Annotated in this window: 21 protein-coding genes and 1 tRNA gene; 15 read left to right on the top strand and 7 right to left on the bottom strand. The window is 65.6% G+C overall.

Annotation, left to right across the window (positions count from 1 at the left end):
* The first annotated feature begins 90 nt into the window (after positions 1–90).
* The 4 genes from ACFULT_RS02535 (at position 91) to ACFULT_RS02520 (ending at position 3,730) form a co-directional block, all read left to right on the top strand.
* On the top strand, positions 91–1,032 hold the full coding sequence (locus ACFULT_RS02535) for an aldo/keto reductase (protein ID WP_378480515.1): 942 nt from the start codon (positions 91–93) through the stop codon (positions 1,030–1,032).
* A 133-nt stretch (positions 1,033–1,165) separates the two neighbouring features.
* Complete coding sequence (locus ACFULT_RS02530) at positions 1,166–2,503, top strand: multidrug effflux MFS transporter (protein WP_094720001.1); 1,338 nt, start codon at positions 1,166–1,168, stop codon at positions 2,501–2,503.
* Positions 2,504–2,510: 7 nt separating this feature from the next.
* Entirely contained in the window at positions 2,511–2,981 is a 471-nt protein-coding gene (locus ACFULT_RS02525; protein ID WP_094720002.1) for a DUF309 domain-containing protein, read from the top strand.
* A 95-nt stretch (positions 2,982–3,076) separates the two neighbouring features.
* A complete protein-coding gene (locus ACFULT_RS02520) occupies positions 3,077–3,730 on the top strand; it encodes a hypothetical protein (RefSeq protein WP_094720003.1) in 654 nt (217 codons plus the stop codon).
* Positions 3,731–3,734: 4 nt separating this feature from the next.
* On the opposite strand, the gene ACFULT_RS02515 is transcribed toward ACFULT_RS02520, so the two are convergent.
* Positions 3,735–4,499 carry a deoxyribonuclease IV gene (locus ACFULT_RS02515; RefSeq protein WP_037109540.1) on the bottom strand — a complete coding sequence of 255 codons (765 nt, stop codon included), beginning with the start codon at positions 4,497–4,499 and terminating at the stop codon, positions 3,735–3,737.
* Between the two features lie 71 nt (positions 4,500–4,570).
* On the opposite strand from ACFULT_RS02515, the gene ACFULT_RS02510 reads away from it, so the two are divergent.
* The 5 genes from ACFULT_RS02510 (at position 4,571) to ACFULT_RS02490 (ending at position 12,406) form a co-directional block, all read left to right on the top strand.
* A complete protein-coding gene (locus ACFULT_RS02510; RefSeq protein ID WP_037109543.1) occupies positions 4,571–5,335 on the top strand; it encodes an ABC transporter ATP-binding protein in 765 nt (254 codons plus the stop codon).
* A 20-nt stretch (positions 5,336–5,355) separates the two neighbouring features.
* A complete protein-coding gene (locus tag ACFULT_RS02505; RefSeq protein WP_378480895.1) occupies positions 5,356–7,863 on the top strand; it encodes an ABC transporter permease in 2,508 nt (835 codons plus the stop codon).
* 158 nt (positions 7,864–8,021) lie between these two features.
* Positions 8,022–10,613 (top strand): alpha/beta fold hydrolase, encoded by a 2,592-nt coding sequence (locus ACFULT_RS02500; RefSeq protein WP_378480514.1) that lies wholly within the window; start codon positions 8,022–8,024, stop codon positions 10,611–10,613.
* 239 nt (positions 10,614–10,852) lie between these two features.
* Positions 10,853–11,770, top strand: a complete 918-nt coding sequence (locus ACFULT_RS02495; RefSeq protein WP_378480513.1) for an alpha/beta fold hydrolase — start codon at positions 10,853–10,855, stop codon at positions 11,768–11,770.
* A gap of 3 nt (positions 11,771–11,773) precedes the next feature.
* Positions 11,774–12,406 carry an LON peptidase substrate-binding domain-containing protein gene (locus tag ACFULT_RS02490; protein ID WP_378480512.1) on the top strand — a complete coding sequence of 211 codons (633 nt, stop codon included), beginning with the start codon at positions 11,774–11,776 and terminating at the stop codon, positions 12,404–12,406.
* Positions 12,407–12,468: 62 nt separating this feature from the next.
* Here ACFULT_RS02490 and ACFULT_RS02485 read toward each other — a convergent pair.
* Positions 12,469–12,542 (bottom strand) — tRNA-Met (locus ACFULT_RS02485).
* Between the two features lie 160 nt (positions 12,543–12,702).
* Here ACFULT_RS02485 and ACFULT_RS02480 point away from each other — a divergent pair.
* Both ACFULT_RS02480 and ACFULT_RS02475 read left to right on the top strand, forming a co-directional pair.
* On the top strand, positions 12,703–13,347 hold the full coding sequence (locus ACFULT_RS02480) for a ClpP family protease (protein WP_037109549.1): 645 nt from the start codon (positions 12,703–12,705) through the stop codon (positions 13,345–13,347).
* Positions 13,344–13,934, top strand: a complete 591-nt coding sequence (locus tag ACFULT_RS02475; RefSeq protein ID WP_037109552.1) for a ClpP family protease — start codon at positions 13,344–13,346, stop codon at positions 13,932–13,934. The genes ACFULT_RS02480 and ACFULT_RS02475 overlap by 4 nt, the downstream gene beginning before the upstream one ends.
* A 39-nt stretch (positions 13,935–13,973) precedes the next feature.
* Here ACFULT_RS02475 and ACFULT_RS02470 read toward each other — a convergent pair whose 3' ends face one another.
* Both ACFULT_RS02470 and ACFULT_RS02465 read right to left on the bottom strand, forming a co-directional pair.
* The gene (locus ACFULT_RS02470; RefSeq protein ID WP_037109555.1) at positions 13,974–14,333 is read right to left on the bottom strand and encodes a helix-turn-helix domain-containing protein; all 360 of its coding nucleotides are present in this window, start codon (positions 14,331–14,333) and stop codon (positions 13,974–13,976) included.
* A 9-nt stretch (positions 14,334–14,342) separates the two neighbouring features.
* Positions 14,343–15,236 (bottom strand): DUF998 domain-containing protein, encoded by an 894-nt coding sequence (locus ACFULT_RS02465; RefSeq protein ID WP_378480511.1) that lies wholly within the window; start codon positions 15,234–15,236, stop codon positions 14,343–14,345.
* A 38-nt stretch (positions 15,237–15,274) separates the two neighbouring features.
* Here ACFULT_RS02465 and ACFULT_RS02460 point away from each other — a divergent pair, with 38 nt between their 5' ends.
* Together ACFULT_RS02460 and ACFULT_RS02455 are read left to right on the top strand one after the other, a co-directional pair.
* Positions 15,275–15,823, top strand: a complete 549-nt coding sequence (locus ACFULT_RS02460; protein WP_037109557.1) for a TetR/AcrR family transcriptional regulator — start codon at positions 15,275–15,277, stop codon at positions 15,821–15,823.
* Positions 15,820–17,172: an ABC1 kinase family protein gene (locus ACFULT_RS02455; protein WP_378480510.1), complete on the top strand. Its 1,353-nt coding sequence runs from the start codon at positions 15,820–15,822 to the stop codon at positions 17,170–17,172. The genes ACFULT_RS02460 and ACFULT_RS02455 overlap by 4 nt, the downstream gene beginning before the upstream one ends.
* A 41-nt stretch (positions 17,173–17,213) precedes the next feature.
* On the opposite strand, the gene ACFULT_RS02450 is transcribed toward ACFULT_RS02455, so the two are convergent.
* On the bottom strand, positions 17,214–18,203 hold the full coding sequence (locus ACFULT_RS02450; protein WP_037110052.1) for an NADPH:quinone oxidoreductase family protein: 990 nt from the start codon (positions 18,201–18,203) through the stop codon (positions 17,214–17,216).
* Positions 18,204–18,297: 94 nt separating this feature from the next.
* Here ACFULT_RS02450 and ACFULT_RS02445 point away from each other — a divergent pair, with 94 nt between their 5' ends.
* On the top strand, positions 18,298–18,978 hold the full coding sequence (locus ACFULT_RS02445) for a dienelactone hydrolase family protein (RefSeq protein WP_037109562.1): 681 nt from the start codon (positions 18,298–18,300) through the stop codon (positions 18,976–18,978).
* Positions 18,965–19,897, top strand: coding sequence for an amidohydrolase family protein (locus ACFULT_RS02440; protein ID WP_378480509.1), 933 nt, complete (start codon positions 18,965–18,967; stop codon positions 19,895–19,897). The genes ACFULT_RS02445 and ACFULT_RS02440 overlap by 14 nt, the downstream gene beginning before the upstream one ends.
* A 22-nt stretch (positions 19,898–19,919) precedes the next feature.
* Here ACFULT_RS02440 and ACFULT_RS02435 read toward each other — a convergent pair whose 3' ends face one another.
* On the bottom strand, positions 19,920–20,783 hold the full coding sequence (locus tag ACFULT_RS02435; protein WP_378480894.1) for a patatin-like phospholipase family protein: 864 nt from the start codon (positions 20,781–20,783) through the stop codon (positions 19,920–19,922).
* A 56-nt stretch (positions 20,784–20,839) separates the two neighbouring features.
* Positions 20,840–21,712, bottom strand: coding sequence for an alpha/beta hydrolase (locus ACFULT_RS02430; protein WP_378480508.1), 873 nt, complete (start codon positions 21,710–21,712; stop codon positions 20,840–20,842).
* Positions 21,713–21,714: the final 2 nt, after the last annotated feature.

Genomic DNA, 21,714 nt, shown 5'->3' with positions numbered 1-21,714 from the left:
ACACGAGGGCCTCCGGAGCGCCGCGCGGAACAATTCGGCTCCCTTTCCGCGTTGCCACACAGGACTAGTTTGCCTAGATAAGGAGTCATCGTGGTCGCCATCGGAAATTCGAACCTCGACATCTTTCCCCTCGCTCTCGGCGGAAACACCTTCGGTTGGACGAGCGACGAAAAAGCATCGTTCGAGATCCTCGACGCGTTCACGGCAGGTGAAGGCAATTTCATCGACACCGCAGATTCCTATTCCGCTTTCGCCGACGGTAACTCGGGCGGTGAATCCGAGACGATCATCGGCAAGTGGACTGCCGCACGAGGCAACCGCGACGACGTCGTGATCGCCACGAAGGTGAGCCAGCACCCGGAGTTCAAGGGTCTGGCCCCGAAGAACATCGCCGCGGCCGCCGAGGCATCACTGAAACGACTGCAGAGCGATCACATCGACGTCTACTACGCCCACTACGACGACGAGAACACCCCGCTCGTCGAGTCACTCGCCGCGTTCGACCAACTCGTCAAGGACGGGAAGGTGCGGTACGTCGCCATCTCGAACTACTCGGCCGATCGCATCCGCGAATGGGTGTCGCTCGCGGACGAGCACGATTTCGCCAAGCCGATCGCCCTGCAGCCGCACTACAACCTCGTCACGCGCAGTGAGTACGAGACCGAACTCGCTCCGCTGGCCACGGACAACAACCTCGGTGTCTTCCCGTACTTCTCGCTCGCAGCCGGCTTCCTGACGGGCAAGTACCGCACCCGCGAGGACTTGGAGGGGCAGGCACGTGAGCAGCTCGCCACGGGATACTTCTCCGAGAAGGGCCTCGACGTCGTGACCGCACTGGACGAGATCGCCGACGCCCATGACGCGGAGATCTCCACCGTCGCACTCGCGTGGCTTCTCGCACAGCCGACGGTCACCGCGCCGATCGCCAGCGCCAGCAAGATCTCCCAGCTGCCCGCTCTGCTCGACGCCCCTCGTCTGTCGCTCGCCTCCGACGAGATCGCACGGCTCACCGAGGTATCCGGACGAATCTGAGCCGGCCAGGCCTTCGAACTGGTCACTCCTGCGGGCTCCGCTCCCGGCCTTCACGATTACGTAACCTCTGCCACACCGGGAACTTTTCCGCAGAGTCGGGAACAACACGCCGGCATCGGTTGCTGACGCTTGGGTGACGCAAGCAACCGATGCCGTGGCATCCACAGAACCGACCTCTGCCGAGCGCTTGAGAATCATTCTGGTGCTGGGAGCACTGATCGCACTCGGGCCGCTGACGATCGACATGTACCTACCCGCTCTGCCGTCCATCGTCGACGACCTGAATTCTTCTGCGGCTGCAGTGCAGTTCACGCTCACCGGAACGCTGATCGGGCTAGCGCTCGGGCAGCTCGTCATCGGGCCGCTCTCCGACGTCGTCGGCCGACGCCTTCCCCTCATCGTCGGCACCGCGGTGCACATCGGCGCGTCGCTTCTGTGTGTCATCGCCCCGAACGTGGCCGTACTCGGACTCTTCCGTGGCCTGCAGGGACTGGGCGCGGCAGCGGCGGCCGTCGTCGCGATGGCCGTCGTTCGTGACCTCTTCACCGGTCGCGCGGCCGCGACGGTTCTGTCTCGTCTGATGCTGGTCATGGGAGTGGCGCCCGTGCTCGCACCGACGATCGGCGGCGGCATTCTCATCGTCGGAACGTGGCGGTGGGTGTTCGCCGTCCTCGCCGTGCTCGGCGTCGCGCTGCTGATCCTCGCCGTCTTCTCCCTACGCGAGAGCCTGCCACCCGAGCGTCGTCGCAGTGGAGGCGTCATGCCCGTCGTACGCACCTACGGCGGTCTCGTCCGCGACGGACAGTTCGTCGTTCTCGTGCTCGTCGCAGCACTCGCGATGTCGGCCATGTTCGCGTACATCGCAGGATCGTCCTTCGTCCTTCAGGACGAGTTCGGTCTCAGCGAACAGCAGTTCGCCATCGTGTTCGCACTCGGAGCGATTGCACTGATCGGCGCCTCGCAGTTGAACGTCGTGCTGCTCGGACACTTCACGCCCGTGCGTATCGTGATCAGCGCCCTCTCGGCGGCTGTCGTGGCAGCGCTGGTCATGACCATCCTCGCGGTCGCCGGGGTCGGTGGAATCCTTGGGTTCCTCATTCCGCTGTGGTTCGTGCTCGGTGCTGTCGGCCTCGTCATGCCCAACGCGCCTGCCCTTGCCCTCTCACGGCACGGTGAGGCAGCAGGCACCGCCGCTGCACTGCTCGGAGCGGCACAGTTCGGGTCAGGCGCGATCATCGCTCCCGTCGTGGGTGCGCTCGGCAACGACAACGTGGCAGTATCGCTGACGATGGTTGCCGTGTCGGCGATCGCTCTGCTGGCCCTGATCGGCGTGACGATCACCTCGGCGCGACAGTCCGGACGGCAGCCTGCACAGAATCCGAAGGCAAGTCGAACGATCCATGCGAGCGAGAACTCGGCGGCCGCGACGGCTCCGAGAAAAACCGCGGAAGCATCTACCAGCGAGGTGTGAGACAAGAGTGCCGGACCGTGAACGCGACGCCACCGGCAAACCGCTCAACGGGCGCCCCCGTGACGGCCTGGGAAGGCCGCTCGCGCGGGGCGCCGTCGGCGTCGAACGCATTCCCGACGATCTGAGGTTGCCTCCCGACGAGGCCATCACGCGAGCGCAGGAGCTGCTCGACGCGTCGATGCCGTTCCACGCGCACGAAATCCTCGAAGGCACGTGGAAGGACTCGCCCGAGCCGGAACGCAGGCTCTGGCAGGGCCTCGCCCAGCTCGCCGTCGGGTTGACGCACGTTCTCCGCGGCAACGTCGTCGGCGCGAGGTCCCTGCTGAGACAGGGGCACGACCGGATCCGCGACTACGAACTCGACCCACCTCACGGTCTCGACATCTCCGGGCTGCTGAGCTGGTCGGAAGGCCTACTCGACCAGCTCGACGCCGGCGCACTTCCTCCCGCGCCGACCGTTCCTCGTCTGCTTTCCTGATCCCTCGTTTGGCGATCCCCGGTGCTTTGGCTACAGTGGCGCAAGGTTAGGTAAGGCTTGCGACAGTAAGACGAAAACTTCGAGGTGGTGTCGGCATGCTCGGGCAATCTGCAGTGGAGGCCCCGTACTGGGTCGCTGTCCTCACGCCCGAGGAGCGCACCTTCGGCAGCAGGCGTACCGACGAACGAATCGACACCGTCTCCTCCTCCGTCGTCACCGAAACCCACACTCAGTGGGCCGCACCGGAGCACCCGACGTCCGAGACGCTTTTGTCCGTCCTCGCCGCCACCGTCGGCGCGTGGCAGAGCGACCGGTGCCGGTGCTCCTTTTCCGGAGTTCTCGTGGATCTTCCGTGCAGCACAGTGGAGCAGGATTCTGCCCGGTACCCGGTTCGGCTGCCGGTGACCGGTGCGCCGGGCACGATTCTCACCGAAGTTCGACGCCGCATCGCCGCCGTCCCGGACGGCGGCGAGGGTTACGTCACCGCCAGGCGTGCACCCGCCCTCGCCCGCAAGCACGGCGCGCAGATCGCGTTCTCGTTCGAGCCCGACGCCGCAGCGATCGCCGCGCCCGGTGACGACGAACCCCTCCGTCACAACCTCTCGGTCACGTGCAGTGTGTCCGAACTCGACGGAGTAGTCATGGTCGACGCCGAGTTTCGATGGAACAGCCGAGTTTTCACTCGCGCCGACGTCGACGATTTCGAGCGGTTCTGGGAAAAGACCGTCTCGGCATTCGTTCGGACCTGAAACCTCAGAGCGACTTCAGGTACTGCACGTCCGCCGCGAGACCTTCTGCGGGAGTCTCCAGAATCACCGGTGCACCCGACGCCTCCGCGACTGCAACCAGGACATCCGCGTCGATGGTTCCGTCGGCGAGATTTGCATGCCGGTCGCGAGCGGAATCGAACTCGTCGCGTGAATTGTTCAAGTGCACCAGGTCGATTCGTCCGGTGATGGCCTTGATCCGATCGACCACACCGACCAATTCCTCCCCACCCGCCCATGCATGGCACGTGTCGAGGCAGAAGCCTGCACCGAATTCGCCGACGGCATCCCACAGCCGCGCGATGTCGTCGAAGTGCCTGGCCATCGCGAAGTCCCCGCCTGCGGTGTTCTCGATGAAGATCGGCACCGCGAAACCGCCGTCGTCGGCCTGACGCTCGAAAAGCTTGCGCCAGTTCTCGAACCCCTTGGCGGTGTCCTCACCGTCGCGGACGTGTCCGCCGTGGACGACCAATCCGATGGCACCGATGTCGGCCGCAGCGGACGCCTGCTCGATCACCGCTTTACGCGACGGAATGCGGATCCGGTTGTTCAGGCTCGCGACGTTGAGAACGTACGAACTGTGTACGACGACGTCGACGTCACTCGCCTTCAATTCCTCACCCTGCGGATGCGGTGTCAGCTTGTTCCACTTCTGCGGGTCGGTCAGAAACATCTGAACGAAATCGACCCCGAGGCTTGCCGCAGAACCGAGCGGGTCGGCACTGTCGCGAACGTGTGCTCCGATGCGCATCTCTCCATACTAGGGGCGGATGGGTGGTCTCCCCGATATGGAAATGCAGAAAACACTGAAACACTGATGCCATGACTGACACCGGCCTCTCAGCTCGTTCCGCAGGTTCAGCGCCTGCCGCCCGGGCGAGTGCCCTCACCAAGACCTACGGTTCCGGCGACACTCAGGTCCACGCGCTGCGGGACGTGACGGTGGAGTTCGCCCGCGGCGAGTTCACGGCGATCATGGGCCCGTCGGGGTCGGGCAAGTCGACGCTGATGCACTGCCTCGCAGGTCTCGACACGGCCACCTCGGGAACGGTCACGATCGGTGACACCGAGCTGACGAATCTCGACGACAAGCAGATGACCGGACTGCGCAGGGACAGAATCGGTTTCGTGTTCCAGTCATTCAACCTCGTGCCCACGCTGACGGCGTTGGAGAACATCACGTTGCCGCTGGACATCGCGGGGCGCAAGGCCGACCCGCAGTGGCTCGACACCGTCGTCGACCGACTCGGCCTACGTGACCGTCTCGGCCACCGGCCGAGCGAACTGTCCGGTGGCCAGCAGCAGCGCGTCGCGTGCGCACGTGCGCTCGCCGGCCGACCCGACATCGTCTTCGGCGACGAGCCGACCGGCAACCTCGATTCCCGGTCGTCCGGTGAGGTGCTGAGCATCCTCCGCGCTGCCGCCGACGAGTTCGATCAGACCGTCGTGATCGTCACACACGATCCCCGCGCCGCCAGTTACGCAGACCGCGTCGTGTTCCTCGCCGACGGTTCGGTCATCGACCACCTCGCGAACCCGACTGCCGAGAACGTACTCGACCGCATGAAGCGTCTGGAAACGGCCTGACCATGCCTGCGACCAACCCCATGCGCAAGGTCTCACTGCGCAATCTCGCCGCCCACAAGGTCAGACTCGCACTGACCGTCCTGTCCGTCGTGCTCGGAACCGCCTTCGTTGCAGGCTCTTTCGTGTTCACCGACACGCTGCAACGAACGTTCTCCTCGATCTTCTCCGACACCGCCCAGGGCGCCGACGTCCGCGTCAGCGCCGAGGACGCACGCTCGAGCGGCGTCCCTGTCTCCGCGGCCGACGTCATCTCGTCCCTGCCCGACGTTCGTGCGGTCGCACCGTATGTCGGAGGTCAGATCGTCGTACTCGATTCCTCGGGCGCTGCCGTGCAGACCGGTGGCGCGCCGACGATCGGCGAGGCGTACCTACCGCCCGATCGACGACTCGGCGAGGACGCTGTGTTCGTCGCAGGTTCGGCGCCCACGGCACCGGGCGACATCATCATCAACGAGGGCGGCGCCACGCGATCCGGGCTCGGCGTGGGGGACACCACTCAGGTCCTCGTGCCGTCGAAGGGCACCGTCGACGTCACCGTGACCGGTATCTACGACACCGCCGCCGAATCCGGCGGGTACATCGGCATCCAGTTCACCGAGGGCCAGGCCGACGAACTGTTCTCCGACGGCGAGCACGTGCAGTACTACGACATCGCCGGAACCGGCGCGTCGCAGACGGAGCTCAGGGACGAGATCGCCGCCGCGCTGCCCGACTTGAAGGTGCAGACCGCGGACGACGTCCGGGACGAAGCACAGGCCGAGATCGAACAAGCCCTGTCCTTCGTGAACTACTTCCTGCTCGCATTCGGCGCGATCGCGTTGCTCGTGGGCACGTTCATCATCTACAACACCTTCTCGATGATCGTCGCCCAGCGCGTTCGCGAACTCGCCCTGCTCCGCGCGATCGGTGCCAGCCGCGGCCAGGTAAGCCGCTCCGTGGTGCTGGAGGCACTCGTCGTCGGCGTCATCGGCAGCGCACTCGGCTTCGCGGGCGGCATCGGTCTCGCCTACGGCCTACGCGCACTACTCAACGCCTTCGACCTCGGATTGCCCTCGGGCGCACTGGCACTCGAACCTCGAACCGTCGTCGTCGCCTTCGCCGTCGGCATCGTCGTCACCGTGCTCAGCGCATACGCACCCGCACGTCGTGCCGCCAAGGTCCCTCCAATCGCCGCGATGCGCGAGGAGTTCGCCTCCGCGGGTGACAGTCTGCGCATGCGCACCTGGATCGGCGTCGTGATCGGCGCGATCGGCGCCGCTGCCGTCGTCATCGGAGCACAATCCACCGGCGGCGCTGCCGCAGCGACCGTCGGCGCAGGTGCCGTGGCCGTGATCGTCGCCGTCGCGCTGGCGGCACCGTCGCTGTCCCGGCCCGTCGTCGGCGCCCTCGGTTCGGTTCTGACGCGGCCGTTCGGCCCGATCGGACGCCTGGCCCGCACCAACTCGGTTCGCAATCCCCGACGCACCGCTGCCACTGCCTTTGCGCTCATGCTAGGGCTTATGCTGGTCTCGGTCATCGGCGTTCTCGGATCCACCGCCAAAGCAAGCGTCGACGCCCTGGTCGACAACGGGATCGAAGCCGATTACATCTTCAGCGGCCCACCGTCGATCGGAATTCCGACGGGCGCCGCCGCAGCCGCACGGGAGGTGAACGGGGTCGATCGTGTCGCCGTACTTCACCCGGTGTCGGTGGACATCGACGACGAGCCCGCCTTCGGCGTCGCACTCGAAGGGAGCCCGGAAGGATTGTTCGACAGCGTCGTCGTCGCCGGGTCGCCGGAGCTGCAAGGAGACAGCATCGCTGTGTCGTCCTCCGCGTCGCGCGACGAGGGGTGGGCGCTCGGCTCGGTCGTGAACATGACGTCGGTCGACGGGCAGCAGGTTCCCGTCACGGTCACGTCCGTCTACGAGGACAACCCGCTGGTAGGGCAGTGGATGATCTCGAACGACGTCTACCAGAAGGTGACTCCGAGCATCGTCCGGTCGGACATCGTGGTGCTCGTCGGCGCCGCTCCGGGAACCGACCTGAACGTGCTCAGGACCGACCTGGAAGCCGCCACCAAGCCGTTCGTCGTCGTTCAAGTCCAGGATCGCGACGAATTCAAGGGGGCGCAGGGCCAGCAGATCGACACATTGCTTGCCGTCCTCTACGGGCTGCTCGCGCTCGCCGTCGTCATCTCCGTGCTGGGAATCGTCAACACTCTCGCTCTGTCGGTCGTCGAACGACGCCGTGAAATCGGAATGCTCCGGGCCGTCGGCATGCAGCGCCCCCAGGTCAGGCGCACGATCTATCTGGAGTCACTGCTCATCGCGCTCTTCGGTGCCATCGTCGGCCTCGGCCTCGGCGTGGCTTTCGGATGGGGATTCGTCAGAACTCTGCGCGACGAGGGGCTCGGTCTCCTGACCGTTCCGTGGGGCCAGATAGTGGCCATGCTGTTCGGCTCGGCCGTCGTCGGAGTCCTCGCGGCACTCTGGCCCGCGGTGCGCGCCGCCCGCACCCGACCGCTGGAGGCAATCACGGAACCATGAGTCGGGTCGTGGCGGCCTCGTCGGTCGATCGAACGAAGAAGTTGCAGCCAAAAGGACCGCAGGGTTACCTTGTATGGAGTAAAACAGACTTTACGATTGTTTTCGGGTCGGTTTCCCGGTAGAGCGATCGCAAGGGACGCCGTACTCGAGGAGCAACCATGTCGGTGCACAAGCTGGAAGCGCCAACCCACGCGCCGCTTGCACCGCTGTGCAAACCCGGCACCAGGGACACCCTTCTCGACCGACTCTGCGAGGTCGCCCACGCGGTGCCCGACGCCGTCGCCGTCCACACCGAGGACGGGGCGGTCACGTTCGACGAACTCCTGCACCGCACCTATGCGTCGGCGAGAAAGATCGCCCAGCTCGCGGGTGACGACCCTCGCCCGATCGCCGTGGAAGCCGCCTCCACGTCGGAGTCGATCGCCACGATGCTCGCGGTGATGGCGTCGGGCCACGCGCTGGTCCCGTTGGATTCCAACTTGCCGGCCAACCGCGCGGACCGCATCGTCGAGTCGGCAGCGGCACTCCGCCTCGACCAGGCGGACCTCGCGAACACGCAGGATTCCGCGATGCCGCTACCCACTCTCACCGGCAGCCGGACGGCATTGATCGCCTACACCTCGGGCTCCACCGGTGCCGCCAAAGGTGTGCTGCTGAGTCATCGCATGTGCCTGACCAAGGCGTACGAGGTCAGCTCCGCACTCGGCCTGTCCTCCCGCGATCGCGTCGGCAATGCGCTGCCGGTCAGTTTCGGTGCGGGCCTGAACACGTTGTTCGCCGGCATCCTCAGCGGTGCGACGGTCTACTGCACGGACCCACGCACCGTCCTGCCCACCACCTTGACCGAATGGATCGAACGCTCCTCGCTGACAACACTGCACTGCTCCCCCTCGCTGGTGCGGAGCTTCCGAGCGGGAGCAGAGGAGATCCCGTCCGACGCCATCGTCCCGGTCCCGGACAACGCCGTGCCGTCGCTGCGCGTCGTGACCACCTACGGCGAAGCCCTGCACTCGCGGGACGTCATCGGATTCCGTAGCGCACTCGGCAGCGGCGCCACCTTCGTCAACTGGTACGCAACCACGGAAGCAGGCGGCGTGGCGTACGGCGAGTACCGATCGGACCGCCCCCTGCCGTCGGGCTTCCTCACCGCGACGACCCTCCCGAAGGGCAAGATCGTCGACGTCGTCGACCAGGCGGGCACGCTCGCACCGGCCGGAGTGGCCGGGGAGATCCGCGTCTCCGCGGAATGCCTGTCCGACGGTTACCTCGGCCTCCCCGATCTGACGGAATCACACTTCGCCAGCGACGGGCCGCTCATGCGCTACGCAACCGGCGATCTCGGCCGATTCGACGAGCTCGGGCAGCTGCACCTGCTCGGCCGAGCCGACGACGCCGTCAAGATCCGCGGATACCTCGTCGAGCCCGCCGAGGTGGAAGCAGCCATCCGCGGAGTCGACGGTGTCCGGGACGTGGCAATCGTGGCCCGCTCGATCGACGGCGAACCCCACCTCGATGCGTTCTTCGTCAGCGACACACGGGACAGTGCCTACGTCCGAGCGGGCATTCAGGACCAACTCCCCACGTGGATGGTTCCCCGGAACATCACGCGCACACTCACGATCGAACGCAACGAACGCGGCAAAGTGGACCGACAGCGCCTGCCGGAGCAGGTCGCGGACGTCGCGTCCGCCACGGCGTCGGATGCGCCGCGCGGTGCGACGGAAATGTGGATCGCCAACATCGTCCACGACGCCCTCCGGGACGAAGTCGACGGGATCGACGACATCGGGTCCCACACCGACTTCACCGCCATGGGCGCTACGTCGCTTGCGCTGACTCAGATCTCGGTGGGGGTCGCGCGCGCCTTCCACATCGTGCTGTCGGCGGAGGAACTGGTCGGGGCCATGAGCGTCCGCCGTCTGGCCTCGATCGTGGACACCAAGCTCGCGTCGATCGACGACAACTCGGCCCGTTCGAGAGCCGAGTCGATCGCAGTGCCACTCCGCACCACGGGTTCGCTCACGCCTCTGTTCATCGTCGCAGGTGGCGGAGTGCCCGCCGTCGGTCTGGCCGCGCTCGCTCGGCGCCTCGACCCGAACCGCCCCGTCTACGTGATCCAGGCCAAGGGAATGGACACGCGGGCACTTCCCGACCGCACCATCCGCGCAGCAGCACGCACCTACGTACGAGAGATCACGCGAATCCAGCCGTCGGGCCCGTACCTTCTCGCCGGGCACTCGCTCGGCGGATGGATCGCACTCGAGATGGCTCACCAGCTTCGGGCCGGCGGCAGATCCGTCGCGCGACTGACTCTCCTCGACCCCCGCCTGTACCGCCACCTGCTCGACCGTTTACCCGGCGGAAGCGCGCTCGAGGCTGCACCGGCGGGTGTAGGTGCGGCGTCGTCGCCCAAGATCACTGTCGCAACCCGCGTCGGTATCGCAGCGCGCGTGGCCACTGCAGGCATCGCACGATATTCGACCACCGAGAGGTGGCTGGCGTTCGCGGCGATCGGATCGCTCGCTCTGCGCTTCCATCGTCCGAAAGCATGGAACGGTCCGGTCAGCGTCATCGTCACCGCGGAGAACACGGACGATCGCAGGTCGTGGGCCGCGATAGCCACCGGCGAGTTGTCCATCACGCACGTCGACGGACGCCACGTCGACATGGTCCGCGAACCGGTCGCCGAGGATGTCGCTCGAATCCTCGACCACGAGCTACGCCGAGCAACCGAGGGAATCATCCACTAGTGCAGCACCTCGACCCGGCTCGACGACACTCCTCTCGTCGAGCCAGCACTCGTCCACTTACGGCGTCCATCGCAGCTCACCGGGGCATCGACTATCCCGAGGACGCTGATCCGCGTACGTTGGGCATCGAAGCCGCCGGCGGATTGACCGAAGACGGCAGGAGTGGAGCCGGCGGAACGACCCAAGTCGGCAGGAGTGGAGCCGGCGGAACGACCAGAGACACTGCGCGAGGAGGATCGATGCCAGACCGAACGTCGCCTTACGAGCTCGAGTCGGTCGAGTTCCACCGGGACACCCTGCGATACGTCGACGCCGGGGACGGTCCACCTGTGGTCCTCGTCCACGGTCTTCTGGGCTCGCACGAGTCCTGGGCAGGTCAGATCGAGCGACTGTCGGAGAAGTACCGCGTCATCGCACCGGACCTGTTCGGCCATGGCGACTCGGACAAGCCACCCGGCGACTATTCGCTCAGTGCGCACTCGGCGACCATCCGCGATCTACTGGACCACCTCGACATTCGTTCGGCACCGATGGTGGGGCATTCGCTCGGCGGCGGAATCGTCATGCAGACCGTCTATCTGTTCCCCGAGCGCATGGAGCGGATCGCCCTCGTCAGCAGTGGCGGCCTGGGACGCGAAGTCAGTTTGTTCCTGAAGGCTGCGACTCTGCCGGGCAGCGAACTGGTGCTGCCGGTGTTGGCGTCGGACTGGGTTCGTAAGAACACCGAGAACGTGGTGACTCAGCTCGGCAAATGGGGGTTGCCGGTGCGCCCCGGTAAGAGCACCACCGAGACATGGCGTGCGTTCAAGACGGTGGCGGACCACGGCTCCCGCTCCGCTTTCCTGGCGTCGACTCGCGCCGTCGTCGGTCCGCGCGGTCAAACCGTCAGCGCCAAACAGCATTTCGAGAAGTTCGAATCGCTGCCCTCGCTCCTGGTCTGGGGCGGGAAGGATCGCATGATTCCGGCGTCGCACGCGGACAACATCCGACGCGAGGTTCCGAACTCGCGCGTCGAGATCTTCTCCGATGCAGGACATTTCCCACAGCTGGACGAGCCCGATCTGTTCTTCCGGGTGCTCGACCAGTTCCTCGGCGCGGCAGCGGTGTCCGAGCTCGCACCGATTCCGCAGTCGACGCGGCCGGCCTCGTCGGACTGACCCGTGGCAGTAATTCCGATGTTTCCCCTGGGAAGCGTTCTGCTCCCGGGTGAGCCGCTTCCTCTGCACATCTTCGAACCGCGCTACCAGGAGATGCTGCGAGACTGCCTCGCTACCGAGGACCCGAGCTTCGGGGTGGTGCTCATCGCCCGTGGCCACGAGGCCGGGGGCGGAGACGTTCGGCACGATGTCGCCACCAGGGCGCACATCGTCGCGCACCAGGACATCGGCGACGGCCGATTCCTTGTGGAATGCGTAGGAGGGGAACGAATCCGAGTCGACGCCTGGCTCGAGGACGACCCGTACCCTCGTGCCGACGTGCGGCCGTGGCCCGATCATCCCGAGGATTCGGTCACCGAATCCGAGTTCGCCGAACTCCAGGAGCAGATCAGGGCGCTGTATCGCCTGATCGGCACCCTCGCCGAAGCAGAAGGCTCGACGCCGCCGGACGATCCCGAGTTCGCGGAGCTTCCCGCCGCGTCGGGGGAGCGCCTGTTCCGCCTCGCTGCACAGGTTCCCATGGGCCAGTCCGACCGCCAGGACGTCCTGGAAGCTCTCGGCGCGTCGGATCGATTGCAGGCCCTGACCGACGCCATCGACAACGTCAGCGACATCGTTCGGTTTCGCCTGCAATAGCGCATTCAGCACACAAGGAAGAACCCCCGGGAAGCAATGCTTTCCGGGGGTTCTTCTTTCAGTAGCGGGGACAGGATTTGAACCTGCGACCTCTGGGTTATGAGCCCAGCGAGCTACCGAGCTGCTCCACCCCGCGTCGGGTGCTTCACTACCGTACCTCTCCACGGGCCCGAACACCCAATCGCCTGGTCAGACGCATTACGCCCGCAGCGATCTCTGCTCGGAGCAGAGAATCCTTCCTTCCCGCCGACCCACCGCGCAGCCTGATGGGGACCGACGACACTCACGAGTGAGGAATGCACATGTACACCACCATGAACGAACGCGACACCGCCGCGGTGTCACCGTTCGACGACCAACTGGCGTCCCGACTGCTCGATCAACGCATCGTCGTACTGGGAGCCGCCGTCGACGACGCCATCGCCGGCCGGATCTGCGCTCAGCTGCTCCTGTTGTCCGCCAACGACTCTCGCCGCGACATCAGCCTCTACATCAACTCGCCTGGAGGTTCGGTGAGCGCAGGCCTCGCGATCATGGACACCATGCGACTCATACCCAACGACGTATCCACCCTCGCAATGGGTTTCGCAGCCAGCATGGGCCAGTTCCTGCTCACCGCGGGAACCAAGGGAAAACGCTACAGCCTCCCGCACGCCCGCGTGATGATGCACCAGCCGTCCGCAGGCATCCGCGGTACCGCCGTCGACATCGAGATCCAGGCGCAGAACCTCGAATACACGAAAGCATTGATGCACAGCCTCAATGCCGAACACTCCGGCCACGACGTGTCCACGGTAACGGCAGACAGCGAACGCGACCGTTGGTTCACGGCCCAGCAGGCTCGGGACTACGGCCTGATCGACCACATCGTCACCACCCTCGACGACATACGACCATCGGCACCGCACCACAAGGTAGGACTGGGAGTCGAGCAATCATGAGCCAGTACACGATCCCCACCGTCGTCGAACGGACTCACAGCGGCGAGCGCGCCTACGACATCTACAGCCGACTCCTGTCCGAACGCGTCATCTTCCTCGGAACCGAGATCGACGACGGCGTCGCGAACGTCGTCATCGCGCAGCTCTTCCATCTCGAATCGGACAACCCCGACGCCGACATCAGCTTGTACATCAATTCACCCGGCGGATCGTTCACTGCGATGACCGCCATCTACGACACGATGGAATACATCAAACCCGACGTGTCCACCTTCTGCGTCGGGCAGGCAGCGTCGGCCGCGGGCGTGCTGATGGCGTCGGGAGCACCAGGTAAGCGAATCATGCTGAACCACGCCAGGATTCTGCTGCACCAGCCGTCGGGTGGAGGTGAGGGAACCATCTCCGATCTCACACTGCAACGCGACGAGATAGTGCGCGTGCGCTCGGAGATGGAGAAGATACTCGCCCATCACACCGGTCAGAAACCCGAGACACTACGGCTGGACACCGACCGCGATCGGATCTACACCGCCACCGAAGCAGTCGAATACGGGTTGGCCGACCTGATCGCGACCAATCGGAACTGACCGCGCTGCAGACAAGTTCACCGACTTCGCCGGCTTCCGTCAGGCGGCGAGCATGGTGACGGGAGCGGGACCGCGCGAGACTCGTTGGACGGAGTTCGTTCCAGCGAGTTCTCGCCCGGTCAACATCAGCAGGCGAGACGGGGCGATCTCCAGCGCGCCGCACAGAGCCGAGAGCACCTCGGACGACGCTTCCTTCCGTCCCCGCTCGACCTCGGAGAGGTAGGGCATCGACACCCGAGCCTCGGACGAGACCTCCTGCAAGGTGCGGCCCTGCTCCGTGCGGATCCGTCGCAGAACCCGGCCCATACCCTCACGGACCAACGGTTCGGGACCAGGCGGCGTACGACCTGCGCCGGGGCGCAGCGGAAGAACCTTCGCGATAGCTCGTTCGTCTGCCATGCAGCCAGGCTAGGAGCTGTACGGACCCTCCGCTCGATCTTCCGAACCGATTCTGCTGTCGGCAGAAATCGGCTCCGTCCACCGTCGCCGTCTCCACACTGTCGCCGCGGTCATGAGCTCCCACGCCACGAAGGTGTAGATCGAGACACGCTCCACCGCGCCGACCGGCCCGATACCCGTGAGGAGCAACGCCGACGCCGCGAACCCCACCGTCCCCAACCCGACGGAAGCGCGCGAGTACCAGCGCGGGAATCTCGTCGCATCGGAACCGACAGTCCGCGCCGACCCGACAGTCCGTGCAGAACCGACAGTGAGGGCGATGACGTTTCCCGCGCCGATGGCCAGAACCGCCCCGAGGGTGTGCAGGTTGCCCTCGCCCGTGTGCACCACGGCAACCAGCACGCTCCCGACCGCGTAGGCGAGGACACTGCCACGCATCAGCTGCGCCCGTCCCCTCGTCAGCAGGGGAGCCGCGACGAGTCCCGCCGCGAGCACCGACGCCGCGGACACGCAGAACGAGGCGTTCATCAGTCCGTGCCACTCGGACACCTGCGGCACCCCGAGCTCGCTGACGGTGTCCTGCAATGGGCTGTAGCCGTCGAACCGGAGAGCTGTCGCCGCCTCCGCGAGCAGATATTGCACACCGGCGACGCCGAACAGAGCACCGGCGATGCGGCCTCGTCGACCTACCGAGCCGCCGCGAGCCCAGGCGGTACTCCGTGTTCCGATGACTCTCTCCCTGTACGAACGATCCGGAACCAAGGGGTCCGGGTGAGCGGTCTGTACCGGTAGGTACAGTCGGGGTCGTTCCCACGCAGCGCGGCGCGGGAGCACCCCCTCGAGGAGCAACTGTGCCACGAACAGCAGCATCACGAACAGCAGCGTCACGAACGACAGCGTCACGAACGACACCGCCCCGAACGACCGCCGACAGGCGGGACGTGGTGCCCGTCCTGGCAGGTGTCTTCGGAGACCTGGGCTGGAACGGGTCTTCGCTGTCGGTGATCAGCAAGCGAACCGGGCTCGGCAAGGGCAGCTTGTATCACTTCTTCCCCCGCGGAAAGACCGAGATGGCGGAGGCAGTTCTCGACGAGGTCGAGCGGTGGTTCCAGAGCAACGTGTTCGCGCCGCTGCGTGCCGCGACGGACGCCCGCGCGCGCTCCCACGACATGTTCGCGCAGACCTCGAAATACTTCCAGTCGGGCCGTCGGGTCTGCTTGTTCGCGGCGTTCTCGCTCGGTGAGGAGCGTGCACTGTTCGGCTCCCGCGTCGCCAGATACTTCAGCGATTGGATCGACGCGCTGACGCCGGTGCTGCGGCAACTCGGACACGGTGACGACGCCCGAGGATTGGCGGAGGAGATCGTCGCTGGGATTCAGGGAGCGTTGGTGCTCTCCCGCACGTCCGGCGACACCCGTAGCTTCGAGCGGCTCATGTCCCGCCTGGAGACCGCCGCGCTCGGCACGGGCTCGCTGGAGATGGCGCGATGACCACCGGACCCATCACCACCAGACCTGCTCCACCGCTGCGCGAGTTCGGAGTTCGCGAATTTCTGCGCCTGCTCGTCATCGGCGCGGTCCTGGTGTTCTATCAAATCCTGGCTGTCGGAAAGTGGGCGCTCGCCCCGCGTCGCGGCTGGCCGCTTCACGCCTCGGAGGGCGTCGTCGACGCCTTCTTCGTCCTGGGACCGACGTTCGTCAAGGTCGGGCAGTTGATGGGCTCGTCCCCCGGACTGTTCCCCAAGGTCCTCGCCGACACTTGTCTTCGATGTCTCGACGAGGTCCCGCCCTACCCGGGTGCACAGGCCCGCGCCACCATCGAGTCCGATCTGGGACGGCCGACAGCGGAGTTGTTCAGCCGCTTCGACGACGTCCCGCTGTCCTCCGCGTCGGTTGCACAAGTCCATCTGTGTGTCCTGCGCGACGGCCGCGAAGTGATCATGAAGGTCCAGCGCCGGGGCATCTACCACCGCATGAAGGTGGACCTACGCATCGCCTACATCTTCGCCCGGGCGCTCGAAAAGTTCATCGTGTTCTTCAAGACCGCCAACGCATCCGCGATCATCGTCGACCTCCACGCCGCCACGTTCGCCGAGTTGGACAGTGTGGTCGAAGCGCGCAGGCAAGCGCGCTTCCGCGAATCGATCTCCGCGTTCGGCGACAACGAGTACGTCACCGCGCCGGAGGTGTTCGCCGAATACTGCGGCAGCCGCGTGATCTGCATGGAACGAATGCACGGTTCACCGCTCGACCAGTGCACGCCGGGCGACGCGTCGGAACTCGTCGTCCGGCGAGCCGCGAAGGTGTGGATGGAAGCGCTTGTGCTGCACGGCCTCTTCCACGGTGACGTCCATGCGGGCAACGTCTGGGTGCTCGACGACGGACGCGTGTCCTTCCTCGACTTCGGTGTGATGGGCGAACTCGACGAACAGTGGCGAATGCTCCTGCAGGACCTGTTCCACGCCACCGTCGTCGACGGCGATTTCACCCGTCTCGCGGGCAGCGTCAAGCGCCTCGGGATCGTCACCGATGACGTCGGCACCGACGCCGAGGTCGGACTCATCCTTCAGGCCGTGTTCGCGCCGATGCTGTCGGACACGTTGGCGCACTTCAGCCTGACCGACTTCATCAAGGCTCTTGTCGGAATGGGCAAGCAGTACCGAACGTCGAGTCCCGAGGAACTCATCCTCGTCGGCAAGCAACTCGGATACTTCGAGCGGTACGCGATCGAATTGGCTCCGAACTGGGCACTCGGAACCGATCCGTTCGTCTTCAAGAACGTCTTTCCCGCGGAAATCGCTGCGCTGTCCACAGCACGCGGAGTGGAACTGCCCGACTGAAACGGGTGGAACTCCCCGACTGAACCGGGTGGAACTCTCGGCTACTTCAGTTGGAGAACCACTTTGCCTGCGGCGGTGCGATTTTCGAGTGACGAAATGGCATCGGATGCTTTGTCGATCGAGAACACCGTCGGCTCCGGGGCAGTCAGTTCTCCCGACGCCAGAAGCGGTTCCAGCTCCGCCCACTGAGTCGCGAGGTACCCCGGCCGTGTCCTCCACCATGCGCCCCACCCGACACCGACGACGTCGACGTTGTTGAGCAACAGGCGATTCACCTTCACGGTCGGGATCTCGCCACCCGTGAAACCGAGGACCAGGATGCGTCCCGCCGGTGCCAGGCTTCTGATGCTGTCGGTGAATCGGTCACCACCGACCGGATCGACCACGATGTCGACGCCTCTGCCGTCGGTCAACTTCTTGACAGCGTCTTTCCACCCTGTCCCGTCGGCGTCCGAGATGAGCACGACGTCGGTGGCGCCTGCAGCCTTCGCGATCTCACCTTTCGCCTCGGTGCTGACGACCGCGATCACGCGCGACGCACCGAGTATCGGCGCCAATCGCAGCGCGGAGGTCCCGATACCGCCCGCGGCGCCGTGCACCAGCACGGTCTCGCCCTCGGCCAACCGCCCGCGTTCGCGGAGCGCGAAGTGCACCGTGAGGTCGTTGAAGAGCAAACCCGCTCCTGCCGTGAGCGACACGGCGTCGGGAAGTGGGAACACGGTGTCGGGCGAGACGACGGCGACCTCCGCCATGCCGTCGGACAGCCCGGTCAGCGCGGCGACGCGGTCGCCAGGGGCGAAACCCGATCCCTCCGGCGCCGAGCGCACGATCCCGGCGATCTCGCTGCCGGGTACGAACGGTAGCTCCGGCTTGTACTGATACAGACCCCTGGTCAGCAACGCATCCGGGTACGCGACGCCTGCCGCCTCCACGTCGATCACCAACGCGTCGTCGCGAACCGTGGGTTCGTCGACGTCGACGATCTGCACCGATTCCGGGCCGTCGAGACTCGTGATGTGTACCGCGCGCATGTGCTGTCCTCTCGGAAGATCTGCTGCCAGGGGGAATGCCGACGATCTACGTACCTCGATCCCACCGTACAAGTCGATGTGATCGAATCGACTCATGAGTACCCCCCTCACCGTCGAAACACCGTCCGGACCGGCGCGCGGAGGCATCGTCGTCGTCCAGGAAGCCTTCGGCGTGACCACCCACATCGTCGACATCTGCCGGCGCCTCGCCGACGCCGGCTGGGTAGCGGTCGCGCCCCATCTCTTCCACCGCCAGGACAAGCAGATTCACGAGTACACCGACATGGATTCGGCGATGGCGTCCATCGGCGCACTGCAGGCCACCGAGGTCGATGCCGACGTCGACGCGGCCCTCGGCGACATCGCCGCCCGCGGGTTCGAACCGGCCCAGTCCGCGATCATCGGGTTCTGCATGGGCGGATCGGTTGCCTTCCACACCGCTGTTCGACGCACGCTCGGCGCAGCCGCCACCTACTACGGCGGCGGTATCGACAAAGCCCGCTTCGGTTATCCGACAATGCTGTCGGTCGCCGACGCACTCCAGACACCGTGGCACGGATTCTTCGGCGACCTGGACACCGGCATTCCCGTCGAACAGGTCGAACAACTGCGTGCCGCAGCAGCAGCTGCGCCGGTGTCGACCGAGATAACTCGCTACGCAGAAGGCGAACACGGTTTCAACTGCAACGACCGGCCCGCGGTCTACAACCCTGACGCCGCCGCCGACGCCTGGGTCCGCACTCTCGACTGGTTCGACGGACATGTCGCCCACTGAACCGAGCTCGACTGAACCGAGCTCGACCGAACCGAGCTCGACCGAAGCAGACCAGGTCAGAGCGTTCTGGCGGGAGCTCGAACTGCCGGGCCTGTTCGACGTCCACACCCACTTCATGCCGAAGAACGTCATGGACAAGGTGTGGGCGTACTTCGACAGTGCGGGACCTCTCGTGGGCATGGACTGGCCGATCACCTACCGCGAGGACGAGGAGGCGCGCCTGGACCGGTTGCGCGAGTTCGGCGTACGCGGTTTCACGTCGATGATCTATCCGCACAAGCCAGGGATGGCCGCGTGGCTGAATTCATGGGGTGCAGATTTCGCGCAACGCACACCGGATTGCCTTCGGACGGCAACGTTCTACCCCGAGCCCGACGCGGGGCGGTACGTCGCCGACGCGATTACCTCCGGGACTCGAATCTTCAAGTCGCACATCCAGGTAGGGAACTATGCACCGGGCGATCCCCTGCTGGATCCGGTGTGGGGCGCCATCGAGGATGCGGCGGTACCCGTCGTCATCCACTGCGGTTCCGGCCCCGCACCCGGTGACCACACGGGACCGGAACCGATCGCCGGACTGCTCCGACGATTTCCGCGCCTACCGTTGATCATTGCGCACATGGGCATGCCCGAGTACACCGAATTCCTCGATATCGCGACGCTTCACCAGGAGGTACGGCTGGACACCACGATGTCCTTCACCGATTTCTCCGAATCGGCATGGCCGTTTCCGGTCGCCGACAGATCGCGTCTGCTGGATCTGCAGGATCGCATCATGTTCGGAAGCGACTTTCCCAACATCCCGTACCCGTATCTCGATGCGCTCGAGGCCGTCCGTCGATTGGATCTGAGCGACGACTGGGTTCGAGATGTCTGCTACCACAACGGCGCAACCCTCTTCGGACTGCACGAGGCGTGAGCCGAACCGACTGAACCGAAGGTCAGGCCTGCTTGAAACCGCGAAGCGCCTCGCTGACCGCACTGCCCTGCCGGAAGCCCGCCTCGGCGGCTGCAGAACGTACAGCCGGGTCGGTGGGATCGGGTCCGATCGCCGACAGCGTGTCGGCGTCGGGCCGGATGACCTCGACGCTCGAACCTCCCGCGATCAAGCGTTCGCGCTCGGCCGCCGATGGATCCTGCCCGGCATCGACGACGCCGACCTGCAGGATCAGGACTTTCGCGAAACCGACTGCGAGGTCGGCATTTTCGCTGGATCGGACGCCGCCGTCGATGTAGCGATGCACGCCTATCGTCATCGGCGGCCACATTCCCGGGATGGCGCAACTGGCTGCGACGGCGTCGACCAATCGCACTCCGGAATCGCGATTCAGAACTCGATGTCGGCCCGATTCCGCGTCCACCGCCACGACCCTGAGATCGCGATCCGGCCACTCGTGCGAGGGCAGCCTGTGTGCGATCACCGCACGTCGCTCCGCTTCGGACGGTGTCGACGCCGCGAGAGCGGCAGTGCCGACGTAGCGGGCGAAGCGCTGTCGGTCGCCTGCTGCCCGCTCGGCGGCCGCGTCGAGCAACTCGTTCAGCGAGTCGATCGACACATTCGGACGTGGCTCGTCGATCTGCAGTTCGGGCCGAACCTGCCTGTCGTAGAGGTCTGCGAGCGACACTCCACTGCTGACCTGGGCTGCGACGGCCGCTCCCGCCGAAGTGCCGAGCAGCATGTCCGACCAGTCGGGGCCGGTCACGTCGACACCGGCGTGGGCCAGTCCGTGAAGCAGGCCCGTCTGCCATGCGATTCCGGCGACCCCACCGCCGCCGAGAACCAACGCTGTGCGCGACACATTCATCCCCTTCGATACGAACATCCCCGGCTACGTTCTTCGAGCCCCAGGCACAGAACCTACTACCTCGGTGTCGATTCACCCGCGGAGCGAGGCTGCCGATTCACACGCGGAGCGAGCCACGCGACCAGATCGTCGAGGACCTGCTCACGTTCGGGTTCGTTGAAGACCTCATGGAACAAGCCGTCGTACACCTCGAGGGTGAGGTCGGTGGAGCCGGCTCTCTCGGCGATCATCCGGCTGCCTGCCACGTCGGCGAGTTTGTCCTCGCTGCCGTGCTGCAGCAGCACCGGCAGCGTCAACGACGGCAGGGCAGCCGGGAAACTTTCCATCGCGCCGACGAGGTGGCTGGCCAGCCCGGCAGGAACTTTCCCGTGATGCACGAGGGGATCCGCGTCGTACGCGGCGACGACGGCGGGGTCGCGCGAGACGTCGGCCGAGTCGAGTGCCTGAACCGGAACGGAAGGCGCGATTCTGCCGAGTAGCTTTCCGATCGGCACGAGGATCTTGGGTGTTCCGTCACCGAGCACCACTGCCGGGCCGGACAGCATGAGACCGTCGAGCTCGGCTTGATGCTCGAGTGCGTAGGACAGCGCGATAGCGCCGCCCATGCTGTGCCCGAGCAGGAATGTCTTGGTGTTCGGGTGCGCGGTGCGGGCGATGCGGAACAGTTCGTGCAGGTCGCTCACGTAATCCGACCAGTTCTTGGACTCGAGCCGTTTGCCACCCGACCGCCCGTGCCCTCGGTGGTCGATCGCGTACACGATCAGGCCGAGGTCGCCGAGCACGGCGGCAACGTGGTCGTAGCGTCGGGCATGCTCACCCAGTCCGTGGGACAGCACGACCAGCCCGGTAATCTCGGCATCGGGCGTCCAGACGTCGTAGACGATCTCGGTCCCGTGCCGGCCAACGAGCGAGAACTCGGCTCTGTCCACAG

Origin of the sequence: Rhodococcus sp. NPDC057297 (assembly GCF_042667435.1) — a bacterium.
Classification (GTDB): Bacteria; Actinomycetota; Actinomycetes; order Mycobacteriales; family Mycobacteriaceae; genus Rhodococcoides.
The sequence above is the reverse complement of the archived record's forward strand: the minus strand, read 5'-3'. Positions and strand labels throughout refer to the sequence as shown.

Excerpts from the sequence above, each read along its gene's own strand:
- ACFULT_RS02520 (WP_094720003.1), top strand. The coding sequence starts at position 3,077 with ATGCTCGGGCAATCTGCAGTGGAGGCCCCGTACTGGGTCGCTGTCCTC.
- ACFULT_RS02515 (WP_037109540.1), bottom strand. The coding sequence starts at position 4,499 with ATGCGCATCGGAGCACACGTTCGCGACAGTGCCGACCCGCTCGGTTCT.
- ACFULT_RS02510 (WP_037109543.1), top strand. The coding sequence starts at position 4,571 with ATGACTGACACCGGCCTCTCAGCTCGTTCCGCAGGTTCAGCGCCTGCC.
- ACFULT_RS02505 (WP_378480895.1), top strand. The coding sequence starts at position 5,356 with ATGCGCAAGGTCTCACTGCGCAATCTCGCCGCCCACAAGGTCAGACTC.
- ACFULT_RS02500 (WP_378480514.1), top strand. The coding sequence starts at position 8,022 with ATGTCGGTGCACAAGCTGGAAGCGCCAACCCACGCGCCGCTTGCACCG.
- ACFULT_RS02495 (WP_378480513.1), top strand. The coding sequence starts at position 10,853 with ATGCCAGACCGAACGTCGCCTTACGAGCTCGAGTCGGTCGAGTTCCAC.
- ACFULT_RS02480 (WP_037109549.1), top strand. The coding sequence starts at position 12,703 with ATGCACATGTACACCACCATGAACGAACGCGACACCGCCGCGGTGTCA.
- ACFULT_RS02475 (WP_037109552.1), top strand. The coding sequence starts at position 13,344 with ATGAGCCAGTACACGATCCCCACCGTCGTCGAACGGACTCACAGCGGC.
- ACFULT_RS02470 (WP_037109555.1), bottom strand. The coding sequence starts at position 14,333 with ATGGCAGACGAACGAGCTATCGCGAAGGTTCTTCCGCTGCGCCCCGGC.
- ACFULT_RS02455 (WP_378480510.1), top strand. The coding sequence starts at position 15,820 with ATGACCACCGGACCCATCACCACCAGACCTGCTCCACCGCTGCGCGAG.
- ACFULT_RS02450 (WP_037110052.1), bottom strand. The coding sequence starts at position 18,203 with ATGCGCGCGGTACACATCACGAGTCTCGACGGCCCGGAATCGGTGCAG.
- ACFULT_RS02445 (WP_037109562.1), top strand. The coding sequence starts at position 18,298 with ATGAGTACCCCCCTCACCGTCGAAACACCGTCCGGACCGGCGCGCGGA.
- ACFULT_RS02440 (WP_378480509.1), top strand. The coding sequence starts at position 18,965 with ATGTCGCCCACTGAACCGAGCTCGACTGAACCGAGCTCGACCGAACCG.
- ACFULT_RS02435 (WP_378480894.1), bottom strand. The coding sequence starts at position 20,783 with ATGAATGTGTCGCGCACAGCGTTGGTTCTCGGCGGCGGTGGGGTCGCC.